At 45.1% G+C, this 13,895-nt stretch carries 9 protein-coding genes and 3 rRNA genes; 9 read left to right on the forward strand and 3 right to left on the reverse strand.

Annotated elements, in window-relative coordinates; all coding sequences use genetic code 11:
* Positions 1-34: 34 nt before the first annotated feature.
* Positions 35-2,134, forward strand: a complete 2,100-nt coding sequence (locus tag EXM22_RS17680; protein ID WP_149487796.1) for a sensor domain-containing diguanylate cyclase — start codon at positions 35-37, stop codon at positions 2,132-2,134.
* Here the strand turns inward: EXM22_RS17680 and EXM22_RS17685 are convergent.
* Together EXM22_RS17685 and EXM22_RS17690 are read right to left on the reverse strand one after the other, a co-directional pair.
* On the reverse strand, positions 2,078-3,055 hold the full coding sequence (locus EXM22_RS17685) for a lipoate--protein ligase family protein (protein ID WP_149487797.1): 978 nt from the start codon (positions 3,053-3,055) through the stop codon (positions 2,078-2,080). The two genes, EXM22_RS17680 and EXM22_RS17685, sit on opposite strands and share 57 nt — an antisense overlap.
* Positions 3,055-3,810, reverse strand: a complete 756-nt coding sequence (locus EXM22_RS17690; protein ID WP_149487798.1) for a DeoR/GlpR family DNA-binding transcription regulator — start codon at positions 3,808-3,810, stop codon at positions 3,055-3,057. The genes EXM22_RS17685 and EXM22_RS17690 overlap by 1 nt, the downstream gene beginning before the upstream one ends.
* Positions 3,811-4,025: 215 nt before the next feature.
* Here EXM22_RS17690 and EXM22_RS17695 point away from each other — a divergent pair, with 215 nt between their 5' ends.
* The 8 genes from EXM22_RS17695 to rrf all read left to right on the forward strand — a co-directional run bounded on the left by EXM22_RS17695 (position 4,026) and on the right by rrf (position 12,717).
* A complete protein-coding gene (locus EXM22_RS17695) occupies positions 4,026-4,442 on the forward strand; it encodes an ATP-binding protein (protein ID WP_149487799.1) in 417 nt (138 codons plus the stop codon).
* A 3-nt stretch (positions 4,443-4,445) separates the two neighbouring features.
* The gene (locus EXM22_RS17700) at positions 4,446-5,750 is read left to right on the forward strand and encodes a [Fe-Fe] hydrogenase large subunit C-terminal domain-containing protein (protein WP_149487800.1); all 1,305 of its coding nucleotides are present in this window, start codon (positions 4,446-4,448) and stop codon (positions 5,748-5,750) included.
* Positions 5,751-5,764: 14 nt separating this feature from the next.
* Positions 5,765-6,091, forward strand: coding sequence for a LysO family transporter (locus EXM22_RS17705; protein WP_149487801.1), 327 nt, complete (start codon positions 5,765-5,767; stop codon positions 6,089-6,091).
* Positions 6,088-6,696, forward strand: a complete 609-nt coding sequence (locus tag EXM22_RS17710) for a LysO family transporter (RefSeq protein WP_149487802.1) — start codon at positions 6,088-6,090, stop codon at positions 6,694-6,696. The genes EXM22_RS17705 and EXM22_RS17710 overlap by 4 nt, the downstream gene beginning before the upstream one ends.
* A 146-nt stretch (positions 6,697-6,842) precedes the next feature.
* Complete coding sequence (locus EXM22_RS17715) at positions 6,843-7,220, forward strand: hypothetical protein (RefSeq protein ID WP_149487803.1); 378 nt, start codon at positions 6,843-6,845, stop codon at positions 7,218-7,220.
* 576 nt (positions 7,221-7,796) lie between these two features.
* Positions 7,797-9,338, forward strand: a 16S ribosomal RNA gene (locus EXM22_RS17720).
* Positions 9,339-9,622: 284 nt separating this feature from the next.
* Positions 9,623-12,559: ribosomal RNA gene (locus EXM22_RS17725) — 23S ribosomal RNA — on the forward strand.
* 49 nt (positions 12,560-12,608) lie between these two features.
* Positions 12,609-12,717 (forward strand): 5S ribosomal RNA (gene rrf / locus EXM22_RS17730).
* The 16S, 23S and 5S rRNA genes sit together here, the layout of an rRNA operon.
* Positions 12,718-13,023: 306 nt before the next feature.
* Here rrf and EXM22_RS17735 read toward each other — a convergent pair.
* A complete protein-coding gene (locus EXM22_RS17735) occupies positions 13,024-13,887 on the reverse strand; it encodes a D-psicose 3-epimerase (protein ID WP_149487804.1) in 864 nt (287 codons plus the stop codon).
* Positions 13,888-13,895 lie beyond the last annotated feature (8 nt).

The following is a 13,895-nucleotide window of genomic DNA, read 5'->3' on the forward strand; positions in this document are numbered from 1 at the left end:
GACAATATGCTGTTCTTAATAGCATATTTATCGAATGGATCAGGAAATACTGACCTCAATTGATACTCGCATAGATGATGCCTATCTGCTGACTTATAAATCACTTGCAGAAGCCGAAAAGTTGGTAGAGATCTGCTTGGATGATTCTGAGCAAAATGAGTATTTCGCGGGAACCATTAATGCAAAAATCCTCCTGACTCTCATCTCTGTTCAAAAGGGTGAAAGCGATCTTGTTCGGGATAAACTGTCCAGGATCGAAGAAGAACTAAAGAGCTTTTCCTCCGATGATTCCCAGATGAGATTGGCTCATGTCCGGGGTCTATACTTTCTAAAGGACGGAGTATACAGGGATTCTTTTGACTCCTTTGTGAAGGCCGGGAACCTGGCAGCACGATTGGGTAATCAGCTTTTTCAGGCTCTCAGTGCCAATGGTAAGGGATTCATAAAGCTGGGGCAGCGCGAATTCCAAGATTCTCACCATTACTTTAATGCTGCAAAAACCTTTCAGCTGGATCTCCCTCCTTCCATTTTTAATTCAGTTTTATCTGTTAATCTAGCCTGTTCTCTCAATGGTTTGAACAGGGATGATGAGGCCTTCCTCCTTCTTGAAGCTGCTTTGAAATATGCGCAAGAGGAACATGCAGAGATCCTTGAGTGCTCAATTCTGGATGAAATGGCTCAAATCCATATGAAAAACAACAGGCTCAAGGAGGCAAGGGTTCCCTTGAAGAAAGGCCTGGATCTCAGCAAGCGCCTCGTCCATTCAGAAATTAGAGCTGAACTGGTTTACCATTATGCCGCACTGCTGCTCCGTGAGGGTGAATATGATGCTGCTGAAGACTTTATCCAAAAATTTGGCATGGAATCTAAGATGGGCATTCAGAAAAGTATGTTTCATAAAATTGCAGCCGATATTTATGAGCAGAAGGGAGAGTTTCAAAAGGCCCTGGCTTCCCATAAAATTGTCAATGAGATCCATGAGAGGGTAGGTTTTTCCCAGTCTGTTCATTCCGTATTAATGCAGGAAAAAAGAGAGCTTCAGGATCAGAATCACCGCCTCAGTCTGATGAGTATCATAGGCCAGGAACTCGTTGCCAATCTGGACATCGGTAAGATTTTGGATCTTATTTACACTCAATTGAATGTCCTTATGCCGGTGGATCTACTCTCTGTAGCCATGGTGAATGAAGATGAGATAGATGTTAAATTCTCTATTAAAGAAGGGGAGAGGCTGCAGCCTTTTGTTATCCACAAGGAGAATCAGGATAGTATTTTGGCATGGTCTGTCAGAAATGACAAAGAAATTTTCATGAGAAGTATTTATGAAGAATCCAACCTATATGCTAAGGGATTTATACCTGCTGTGTTTAAGGGTGTCAGTCGGATGGAGTCTGTTATATGCCTCCCTCTTCGCTATCTTGATCAGATCGTAGGTGTTTTGACTGTGCAGTGTAACAAGAAAAACTCCTATACCACTGAGGACCTCGAAAATTTACGGGCCCTGGCAACCTATGCCGGCATAGCGCTGCGTAATGCCCGTCAGACTGAACGGATGAGTGAACTCAATGAAGACTTAAGACGCCAGTCATCCCAGGATAGCCTGACCGGCTTGGCTACCAGACGGGAGTTTGCTCGTCAATCCAGCAATATCTGGAGGATTTGCCGTAGAAACAGCTTTTGGATATCCATCATCATGATCGATTTGGATCATTTTAAAGAGGTGAATGATACTCACGGACACGCTTCGGGAGATGAGGTTTTAAAAAAGTTTGGGGATGAACTCAATCATTATTTTAAACGCCCTCTGGATTGTGCAGCCCGTTATGGCGGTGAAGAGTTATTGATTCTGGCCGGTGATATATGCCCAAGAGAAGCTGCTATGAGGGTCGAGTTGCTGCGTGAAGAGATTTCATCTTTTGAGTTCGAGAGTGACAAGGGAAAATTCACTGTTAATTTCAGTTGCGGAATCATTGGAGAAGTTCCGAAGTTGGAATCTGATGCCGGGATCGCAAAACTCACAGATTTCGCGGACCGTTATCTTTATGAAGCTAAAAATAATGGAAGAAACTGTACCTACCTATCCGATCAGGCTGATCAAGCCGCTAAAAAGTTCATCATCAGTCATACCAAATAGTTTTGTATTTTTGATTTTCAGTTTTAACTCTTCTTCAGTCACCGTTCTTCCGAAGTGAATGCCAATGAGAAAGGAAAGCTCCTGAGGCGCCTTTTCTATGATTCCTTTGTTGATCCTGATCTGCCACCCCATGGTTTCTGGGAAGTGAAGGCGGCTTATATCTTGAGAGAAGGCAGGTGTTTTTCCAAGAATCCAGTCTTCTGAACTGAGAATCTGGTACTCTTTCTTCACTTCTTCGGTTTTTGAGAATATAGACCATTCCAGTTCACTCCAGTTTCTAATCCGGCAGGTTTTTTCCTGTTCAAACCAGTTCTTAAAAGCCTGTATGACCAGGTCCATTGTTAATCCGGGGAGAACCGTATTCAAGTTGATGATATCCGATCGGTTTGAACTGGTTCCTGAAGCTTTTATAATGATTTTCTGTTTTTCCGGGGTGATGGACTCTATTAGACGCTCTGTTTCACTGGAAATCAGGAGTGTTCCATGATGAAAAGCTCTGTTCTTTTTATGACGGAAGGCGCTGCCGCTGACTTTGTAGGTCTTTTCCCTGTAATTCACAGTCAGATCATATCTTTCATTAATTTGTAAATCGATTCTACATTCTTTCATAATCTCGCAGATAATTTCAAGATTTTTACGGCGGCTGTAAGAATCGTTAAGCCTAATAAAAGAGAAGTTCAAATTTCCAATGTCATGGTAGACCGTCCCACCGCCGCTTTGTCTTCTGACAAGACTGGTCTTCGTTCTATTGCCAGGAGAACACTCCAACCATGGGTTCTGGAATCGTCCAATCACAATGGAGGGATTATTTACATAAAGAAAAAGATACTCCTGCTCATTTTCAAGGGACTCTAACAGTTGATTCTCGATGGCAAGGTTGAGGTAAGGATCGTTAAAAGGTGAAACCAGTAGTTCAAGCATTAAACTTGTTTGACCTGCAAACCTTTGTCGGCTATTTCCTTCACTTGTACAGGACTCATTTCTGTATCTGTGATAATCATCTCTACATTATCCAAAGGGAGTATTTTTACAAATCCGGACTGACCATATTTACTCGAGTCTGCAAGCAGTATTGTCTTATCAGACTGGCGCGCCATGGATTTGATGACTTCGGCTGATTCTTCAATATGCGTGGTCATTCCTGTTTCTGCAGAGAATCCGCCTGTTCCCACAAAGGCGTATTTGACATGGTAACGTTCCAGATGAGCGAGGGATACGGGGCCCACCAATGATTCTGACCCGGGTTTAAATTCTCCGCCAATGACTGTCAGGTGCAGTGTCGGGTTCACACGGGCATATGTCAGAGCCAGTGTCGAATTGGTGACTACATGGATGTTCCTTTTTCCCATAAGGTATTTCAGTACCAGAGATGTTGTTGTTCCATCATCAATCATGATGGCATCCCCTTCTTCAACCATTTCAGCTGCAGCCTTGGCAATCCTGTTCTTTTCATCCTGCCTGGTCCGCTGGCTTAAGAGAATATCGGGATGAAAGACGGGAAGAGCCCCGCCTCTGGTTCTTAAAATAAACCCTTTTTCCTCCATACTGGAAAGATCGCTTCTGATGGTGACGGCTGATACACCCAGAATCTCACTGATTTTTGTTACTGATAAATTGTAATCTTCAATGAGCATGGTAAGAATGCGGTTTTCCCGCTCTGAAAGGAATGGATTCATTATGACCTCTATATTTTATGCTGCCTAAAGACAGAGACTTTAGCCGGATGTAGAAATGTTGCCAAGGGAAAATATTTTTTTCACCTTGTTACAGTTCTATTTTATAATATTTTTTCGATTAGTCAATGAAACTCTTTCATTTCTCTTTTTATTGTCCTTCGAAACGTAAATCGATATAAATTGATTCATTTAGGAATCTATTGTATTCTGAAACTATGAATTTTGAGTACCAAGTGACCGGAGATGATTTTTCTCTAGCAGGACGAGCCTCCAGTGATATCAAGAAGAAGCTCAAACAGCTTGGTATTCCCTCATGCACAATTAAACGGACAGCCATTTCTATGTATGAGGCCGAAATCAATATGGTGATTCACGCCGATGGGGGCAGCATAAGTATAAATATTGATGATGATATTATCAGCATAGTCCTTAAAGATACAGGCCCTGGAATTCCCGATTTAGCCTTAGCTATGCAAGAGGGGTATACCACCGCGTCCGAAGCTGCCAGGGAGTTGGGTTTCGGCGCCGGGATGGGGCTTATGAATATTAAAAGAAATTCGGATAATCTAACTATAGATAGTATTGTCGGGCAGGGAACTACAGTGACCATTCTGTTAAAGATAGGAGAGTAGGCTGTGGAAGATCATTATTTTCACTCAGTGACGTTGGATGCCAGTCTTTGCAAGGGGTGTACGGTTTGCATCAAAGGCTGTCCAACAGAAGCCATTCGGGTCCAAAAGGGACGGGCCTGGATTATTCCTGAACGCTGTATTGATTGTGGTGAATGCATCAGAACCTGCCCCTCTGGAGCCAAAAAGGCTATTTCTGATCCTATTTCTCTTTTGGAACAGTTTGATTATTGTGTTGCCATACCTGCTCCCACGCTTTATGGACAGTTCAGGGCGTCTGTTTCCTGTAATCGAATTCTAACAGCCTTGAAATCTCTAGGTTTTGATGATGTTTACGAAGTGGCAGCCGCCGCGGAAATCCTGAGTCACGAAACAAGAGACTTTTTGATCCAGAATAAGGGAAAAGGGACGTTTATCTCTTCTTCTTGTCCTGTTATAGTCAGGCTTGTAGAATCACGATTTCCGTCTCTTTTGGATCAACTTGTTCCCATGATTTCACCTATGGAACTCAGTGCCAGAATTGTCAAGGAACGTGAAAAGGACAGGCCGGGGAAGGTGGGTGTATTCTTTATCTCTCCCTGTGCCGCGAAGGTGACTGATGTAAAAAATCCCAGAGGAATCACACACTCCTCTGTTGATGGTGTTATAGGCATTAAAGACATATACAAAGAATTGAAGTTAGCTGTTTCTCAAGTTGAAGAGGAAGAACCCCTGAATAAGGCTTCTGCCCTGGGAATTAGCTGGGCAAGAACCGATGGTGAAGGGGCCGCAGTCAATTCAGAGAATCACATCTCTGTAGATGGTATTGATCATGTCATTGATGTTCTGGAAAATCTGGAGAACGGCCATATACGGGATGTAGATTTTGTCGAACTGATGAGCTGCCCAGGGGGATGTGTGGGGGGACCTCTCGCTGTAGAGAATCCATATGTTGCCCGGAGTATCGTGAGCATTCGGGAAGGCAGGCACCGGGAAGAGGAAAGTCTTTCTTATGCAGAGTCTTTTCATCCGCCAAAAGGTGTTGATCTTTTATGGACCGAGCAGCTTGAAAGCAGGGCGACTCATCTGTTGGACCCTGATTATAAAACAGCCATAAAAATGATGGAAGAGATAGAAATCATCAGAAAGGGATTGCCTGGTCTGGACTGCGGCTCCTGCGGAGCCCCCAGTTGTAGGGCCCTTGCCGAAGATATTGTTTTAGGAAAAACAAGTGAAACCGACTGCGTTTTTAAATTGAGAGAGAAAATTAGAGATCTGACCCGGGAGATGATCCAGCTGGAAAGCAGGATGCCTCCGGGGCTGGATCGGTAAAAAGGATAGTTTTATTGCTTACGGTTATAATCATCATGATTCTGGGGATGGCTGCCGGTTATATGCTCAGAAAATTCAAAAAACTATATAACAGACTGGATAAGACCGTCAGTTATATCATTTATCTGCTGCTGTTTCTTTTGGGGCTTTCAGTCGGACAGAACCGGATGATCATCAATAGTTTTCATATTATAGGGTTAAAAGCACTCCTTATAAGCGCCGCATCTGTTGCCGGTTCAATACTGTTGGCTGCACTCGTCTTTCATTTCTTTTTTAAACATGACCATGTAGAGGCTTTGGATGATGGTGGCTTTTCACCAGAAGGTGATACCGGGGCATGAAAAACAGTTTGATTATTTTATTGTTTTTTGTGCTGGGTGTTGGTGTCGGTGCCTGGGGTGAAGGAGGAGGATGGATTCCTGACGCCTTTGACTCTTTGAGTACTTATGTCCTCTATGGTCTTATGGGCCTCGTTGGCTTTGGTATCGGGGGGGATACTCAGGCATTAAAGGTTTTGAAAGATACAAAGCTTAAGATCATGCTCGTGCCTCTCTCTGTGGTTATAGGTTCATTGGGAGGGGCTTCTCTCGTATATGTCTTTATAAAAGACCTGGACCTACAGGAAGTTCTGGCCATCAGTGCCGGGTTTGGCTATTATAGTTTATCCAGTCTGTTTATTACAGAATTAAGAGGCGAGGTACCCGGTACCATCGCGTTGCTCACCAATATTATGAGAGAAATTATAACCCTCCTTATGACACCTCTATTTGTTCGCTGGGCAGGCCCTTTGGGTCCTATTGCTTCCGGGGGAGCAACGAGCATGGATACAACACTGCCTATAATTTCTTTGTACTCGGGAAAGCAGTATGTCATGATCGCCCTGTTTAGCGGGATTGTTCTGACCGTGGTGGTTCCTTTTCTGGTTCCATTTATTTTGAGCTTTTAATTGAGATAGATTTGTTTTAGATCAGACACAATCGATTCAGTCTGATCTTTTAGCCTGCCGTTCTCGGTTAGGGTCATATTCATTTTTCGGACCATTTGGATTATAATACCAATTAAGTTAAGATGTAATCTTTAAGGAGAAGGTATATGAAGACAGGTGACAGGGTAAAAAGCATAGCCTTACTAACGGGGATCAGTTTTGTAATCGTATCTTTTGCTGTTGTGCTTACAGATTACTTATTTCTGAAAAATATCAGCATTCACTGGCTTCAGGTTGTCCTTATGGCTCTTATCAGTTCCATTCTGCTTACCCCCCTGTTTTATTGGTTGCGGTTGACCCTTGAAAATGGTGGTATTGAAGCCACTCAGCTGAGCAATCTCGAATTGAATGAACGAGATGTGAGAGAAGCGGTGAGTAACTGGGTTTACATTCATTACAATAAAAAGGTAGAAGGTGGCTTGGAGTTTTCAAGGGATGATTCGGGAGTTTTGAACTGCAAGGTGACCGTACGAAATGATTCCTGATGATTCTTTAAATCTTCCTAAAGTATTGAGATCATCCTCCGATGATTATTCAGTAGTCGGCAGATTTAATGCCATTTTACTGCATATTTAAAAAAATTAAAAAACTTTTTGAAAAGGGTTTACACTCATAAGGTTTTTCAATATTATCACCATCACGCTCTGAGTTGCTGAGTAACAACAAAGCAACACGGAGTTGAGCAAATATAGGTTTTAAAAGAACTTAAAAAAAACTTTTGAAACCCGGTTGACAAGTTTTCAACTTTAAAATATATTTGCTGAGCGCTGGCACGGAAGTTGCTAGCACGTTCTTTTAAAGAGATATTAGAGAAGGGAAATTGAAGTATTTGACGAGAGTCAAGCACTGGTAGTACGAAAATAGAATCGTGCCAAAAGCCTTATGGTTTAGGTACGGTCCGAACGTTAGTTTTCTTTTAAGCACAGTGGGTTTTTCCGAAAGGGGAGGCGCACTGCATAAAGGGACTCTGGCTCACTTTAAGGCAGATCAGGATGAATACATTCGCTAGGATCTGTTTTGAGGCATTGATAGAAAATTATCCACTTCGGTGGATAAATTATATCATGGAGAGTTTGATCCTGGCTCAGAACGAACGCTGGCGGCGCGTTTTAAGCATGCAAGTCGAACGGTAGGGAAGTGCTTGCACTTCCTGAGAGTGGCGAACGGGTGAGTAACGCGTAGGTGATCTACCTTTTAGTTGGGGATAGCTCATGGAAACATGGGGTAATACCGAATGATCTCTACGATCTTGTTTGTAGAGCAAAGGGGCGTTTGCCTCGCTGAAAGATGAGCCTGCGTATGATTAGCTAGTTGGTAAGGTAATGGCTTACCAAGGCGACGATCATTAGCCGGCCTGAGAGGGTGACCGGCCACATTGGGACTGAGACACGGCCCAGACTCCTACGGGAGGCAGCAGCTAAGAATCTTCCGCAATGGACGAAAGTCTGACGGAGCGACGCCGCGTGTGCGAAGAATGTCGAGAGATTGTAAAGCACTTTTATATGTGAGGAATAATAGTATCAGGAAATGGGTATTAGATGACGTTAGCATATGAATAAGCTCCGGCCAATTACGTGCCAGCAGCCGCGGTAACACGTAAGGAGCGAGCGTTGTTCGGAATTATTGGGCGTAAAGGGCATGTAGGCGGTTACGTAAGTCCGATGTGAAAGCACACTGCTTAACAGTGATGTTGCGTTGGAAACTGTGTGACTAGAATCCGAGAGGGGTAAGTGGAATTCCTAGTGTAGGGGTGAAATCTGTTGATATTAGGAAGAACACCAGAGGCGAAGGCGACTTGCTGGCTCTGGATTGACGCTGAGGTGCGAAAGCGTAGGTAGCGAACAGGATTAGATACCCTGGTAGTCTACGCCGTAAACGATGTACACTTGGTGTCTGGAACATGAGTTCTAGGTGCCGTAGCTAACGCGTTAAGTGTACCGCCTGGGGAGTATGCCGGCAACGGTGAAACTCAAAGGAATTGACGGGGGCCCGCACAAGCGGTGGAGCATGTGGTTTAATTCGATGATACGCGAGAAACCTTACCAGGGCTTGACATATACAGGACGGCATTAGAGATATTGCTTCTTCTTCGGAAGTCTGTATACAGGTGCTGCATGGTTGTCGTCAGCTCGTGCCGTGAGGTGTTGGGTTAAGTCCCGCAACGAGCGCAACCCCTATTGTATGTTACCATCATTAAGTTGGGGACTCATGCAAGACTGCCGGTGACAAACCGGAGGAAGGTGGGGATGACGTCAAATCATCATGGCCCTTATGTCCTGGGCTACACACGTGCTACAATGGCCAGTACAGAGTGATGCGAATCCGCGAGGTGGAGCAAAACGCTTAAAGCTGGTCTCAGTTCGGATTGGAGTCTGAAACTCGACTCCATGAAGGTGGAATCGCTAGTAATCGCGCATCAGCATGGCGCGGTGAATACGTTCCCGGGCCTTGTACACACCGCCCGTCACACCACCCGAGTCGGGGGTACCCGAAGTCAGTAGACTAACCAGCAATGGAGGTCGCTGCCGAAGGTATGCTCGGTAAGGGGGGTGAAGTCGTAACAAGGTAGCCGTACCGGAAGGTGCGGCTGGATCACCTCCTTTCTACGAGAAAGGTATTAAGTCTTGTGTTTTGTACACACGAGCAGTTAGTCACTGATTTTACGATTGGTGCCGTATGAATAGTCTTGATTCTCGTTAAATACTTTTAGTTTCCCTACAATGTGTACCACAGGAGCTCCGCTCCGAGGAGCACATTGCTTATCACTTACGGTTTTCCGTTTTGTGATAACTATGATATAAAAAATCCGTCAATGGACGGTAGTTTTAGGGGTGAATCCACTAGAATTTTTTTGAAAAGATAATAGCGAAGGGATAAATAATAATATGGTCAAGCGACTAAGGGTCCATGGTGGATGCCTTGGAGCTATCCGGCGATGAAGGGCGTGGTAAGCTGCGATAAGCCTCGGTGAGAAGCAAACATTCTTATATCCGAGGATTCCCGAATGGGGTAACCCGGCTGTTTTTATGACAGTCATTATGCGGTGAATACATAGCCGTATAAAGCGAGACTCAGGGAACTGAACCATCTAAGTACCTGAAGGAAAAGAAATCAATTTAGAGATTCCCTTAGTAGCGGCGAGCGAACGGGGATTAGCCCAAACCAATGTCATTTCGGTGATATTGGGGTTGTAGGGCATGCATATATGTATCAGTGAAAGATAGCAGAATGGTATTGGGAAAGCCAACCGTAGAGGGTGAAAGTCCTGTAAGCGAAATCTGAAGCTGGCTAGCATGTACCTGAGTAAGGCGGGGCACGAGTAATCCTGTCTGAATCTGGGGGGACCACCCTCCAAGGCTAAATACGAGATAGCTACCGATAGCGAATAGTACCGTGAGGGAAAGGTGAAAAGCACCCCGGGAGGGGAGTGAAATAGAACCTGAAACCGTGGACCTACAAGCGGTCAAAGCCCTTTTATGGGGTGATGGCGTGCCTTTTGTAGAATGAGCCTGCGAGTTAATATATTAAGCGAGGTTAAGGTATAGAAGTACCGGAGCCGGAGGGAAACCGAGTCTGAATAGGGCGATTTAGTTTGATGTATTAGACCCGAAGCCGGGTGATCTATTTATGGTCAGGTTGAAGCTTGGGTAACACTGAGTGGAGGACCGAACACTAGTCTGTTGAAAAAGGCAGTGATGAACTGTGAATAGGAGTGAAAGGCTAATCAAACCCGGAGATAGCTGGTTCTCCTCGAAATGGCTTTAGGGTCAGCGTCATATGGTTAATATCGGAGGTAGAGCACTGATTAGGCTAGGGCCTGTCACAGGGTACCAAACTTAGTCAAACTCCGAATGCCGATATTCAAAGTATGGCAGTGAGACTACGGGTGATAAGATTCGTAGTCGAAAGGGAAAGAGCCCAGACCGTCAGCTAAGGTCCCTAAACTATGCTAAGTGGAAAAGGAAGTACGATTGCACAGACAGCCAGGAGGTTGGCTTAGAAGCAGCCACTCCTTTAAAGAGTGCGTAATAGCTCACTGGTCGAGTAGTTGTGCGCCGACAATGTAACGGGGCTAAGCATAGTACCGAAGCTACGGAATAATGGAGTTTACTCCATTGTTGGTAGAGGAGCATTCTGTAGGTCGATGAAGGTGTACTGTAAGGTATGCTGGAGATATCAGAAGAGAGAATGCAGGCATGAGTAACGAAAAGGAAGGTGAGATCCCTTCCCGCCGAAAATCTAAGGTTTCCTGGGTAAAGGTACTCTTCCCAGGGTTAGTCGGCCCCTAAGGCGAGGCAGAAATGCGTAGTCGATGGGAAACGGGTTAATATTCCCGTACATCTAATAATTTCGAAGGGATGACACTTAAGGAGATCCCATGCCAGGCGTTGGTTGTCCTGGTCCAAGCGTTTAGGCGTTGATTTGTGTAGGAAAATCCGCACGAAGAGCTGAGGCGTTAAGGGTAGTGATCCTACGGGTGATCGAAGATGGGTGATTCATCGAGTCAAGAAATAATCTCTAAGGTTAGGTTATTAGGTACCGTACCGCAAACCGACACAGGTAGATGGGATGAGAATTCTAAGGCGTACGAGAGAACCCACGTTAAGGAACTCGGCAAAATACATGCGTAACCTAGGGAGAAGCATGGCTCAGCGCGTGATGGCGGAGTTGCAGAGTCCAGGAGAAAGCGACTGTTTACCAAAAACACAGGTCAATGCGAAAATGCAAATTGAAGTATATTGACTGACACCTGCCCGGTGCTGGAAGGTTAAGAGGAGCTGTTAAGATTTATCTGAAGCAGTGAATTGAAGCCCCAGTAAACGGCGGCCGTAACTATAACGGTCCTAAGGTAGCGAAATTCCTTGTCGGGTAAGTTCCGACCCGCACGAATGGTGTAACGACTTTCTTACTGTCTCAACGTGGGACTCGGTGAAATTGAAGTATCGGTGAAGATGCCGATTACCTGTGGTTAGACGGAAAGACCCCGTGAACCTTTACTGTATCCTGATATTGAACTATGGCTGATGATGTGTAGGATAGGTGGGAAACTTTGATGTATGGTCGTCAGGCTGTGCGGAGTTGTTGGTGAAATACCACCCTTTATCAGTTATATTTCTAACGTGGCCCGTAATCCGGGTCATGGACAATGTCAGGTGGGCAGTTTGACTGGGGCGGTCGCCTCCTAAAGAGTAACGGAGGCGCGCAAAGGTTACCTTAGCATGGTTGGAAATCATGCTGTAAGCGCAATGGCATAAGGTAGCTTGACTGCGAGACTTACAAGTCGAGCAGGTACGAAAGTAGGTCATAGTGATCTGGCGATTCTGAGTGGAAGGGTCGTCACTTAACGGACAAAAGGTACTCCGGGGATAACAGGCTGATTTTGCCCAAGAGTTCATATCGACGGCAAAGTTTGGCACCTCGATGTCGGCTCATCGCATCCTGGGGCTGGAGCAGGTCCCAAGGGTATGGCTGTTCGCCATTTAAAGCGGTACGCGAGCTGGGTTCAGAACGTCGCGAGACAGTTCGGTCCCTATCTGCCACAGGCGTTGGATGTTTGAGAGGATCTGTTTTTAGTACGAGAGGACCGAAACGGACAAACCTCTGGTGTATCAGTTATCGTGCCAACGGTAAGTGCTGAGTAGCTAAGTTTGGAAGGGATAACCGCTGAAAGCATCTAAGTGGGAAGCCTACCTCAAGATGAGACATCCCTCTCCCTTTAAGGGAGCTGAAGGAATCTCGAAGAATACGAGTTTGATAGGCTGGCGGTCTAAGTGTGGAAACATATTGAGCCGACCAGTACTAATCTTCCGTGAGGCTTGACCATATTATTATTTGTCTCTTTAGTTATATATAGCTGTGAGCGATCACAGTGATCCGGTGATTTTAGCATTGAGGTTATACCCGTTCCCATCCCGAACACGGAAGTCAAGCTCAATCGCGCCGATGGTACTGCTACGGTGGGAGAGTAGGTCGTCGCCGGTTTAAACTTCAAAGCCCCAGTCTTAGGACTGGGGCTTTTTTGTGTCCAGGCGACGACCGATGCCAGTGATTGCCGAAGGCAAACACGAAGGGAGTGAGCGAATGCGAACGTAGGAGTCGCCGGTTTAAACATCAAAGCCCCAGTCTCAGGACTGGGGCTTTGATGCGTCCAGGCGACGACCGATGCCAGTGATTGCCGAAGGCAAACACGAAGGGAGTGAGCGAATGCGAACGTAGGAGTCGCCGGTTTAAACATCAAAGCCCCAGTCTCAGGACTGGGGCTTTTTTTGTCTACTTCTACAAAAGTAATTACAAAAGATGCTTTTTCACAAATTGAACAGATTTTGCTGCTTCGTTATCCAGATCCGCAGTTGGCATCAGGTCCCTCCATAGGGCTATATCCTTTCCTACCTGTCCCCCTGGTTTAATAAAGGGCTCCATCACAAGGGGACCTTCAAAATGAATATCATCAAGGGCTGTCTTGATTTCTGACCAGGGTATTCTGCCGCATCCTGGCGGTTTTCTGTTTGTTTCACCTAAATGAAGAGCCGATAAGTGTGATCCGGCAAGTCTAATGGCATCTCCGAATGAATCTTCTTCAATATTCATATGGAAGGTATCCAGTAGGATCTTGCAATTGGGACTATTTATAATTTCTACATAATCAACGGCTTCCTGGCATGTGTTCAGGAGGAACTGTTCAAATCGATTAATGACTTCCACATTCAATATAACATTCAGATCCTCTGCCATAGGAATCATTTCTTTCATGCTCTGGTGGCTCTTCATTAAAATTTGCTTCTTGACGGACAAATCGTCTGGAGCTGTTGCAGGCCAATAGCTGTGGACCGTTCCTCCGATCATGCCTCCGCCCATCTCTGCAACGGCACCAATCATCTTTTTCATAAAATTGACGCCCTCTTTTCGAATTGATTCATTGAGGGATGACACATCATGGTCGGCGGTTAAGCCAATTCCGTAACTGAGAGTTATACCATTCTCAAGAGCAGATTCTTTGAGTCGTTGTCTTTCTCCTTTTGAAAGAGAAACCAAGGCTCCTCCATTGATTTCAAGTTGATCAAAGCCAAGTGATTTTACTTTTGGGATAAACGGTAAAAAATCGGTATCCCAGTCATCAGTCCAATAAGCATAATAAATTCCAATATTCCTCATATAATCAT

Origin of the sequence: Oceanispirochaeta crateris (assembly GCF_008329965.1) — a bacterium.
In the GTDB taxonomy this organism is placed as follows: domain Bacteria; phylum Spirochaetota; class Spirochaetia; order DSM-2461; family DSM-2461; genus Oceanispirochaeta; species Oceanispirochaeta crateris.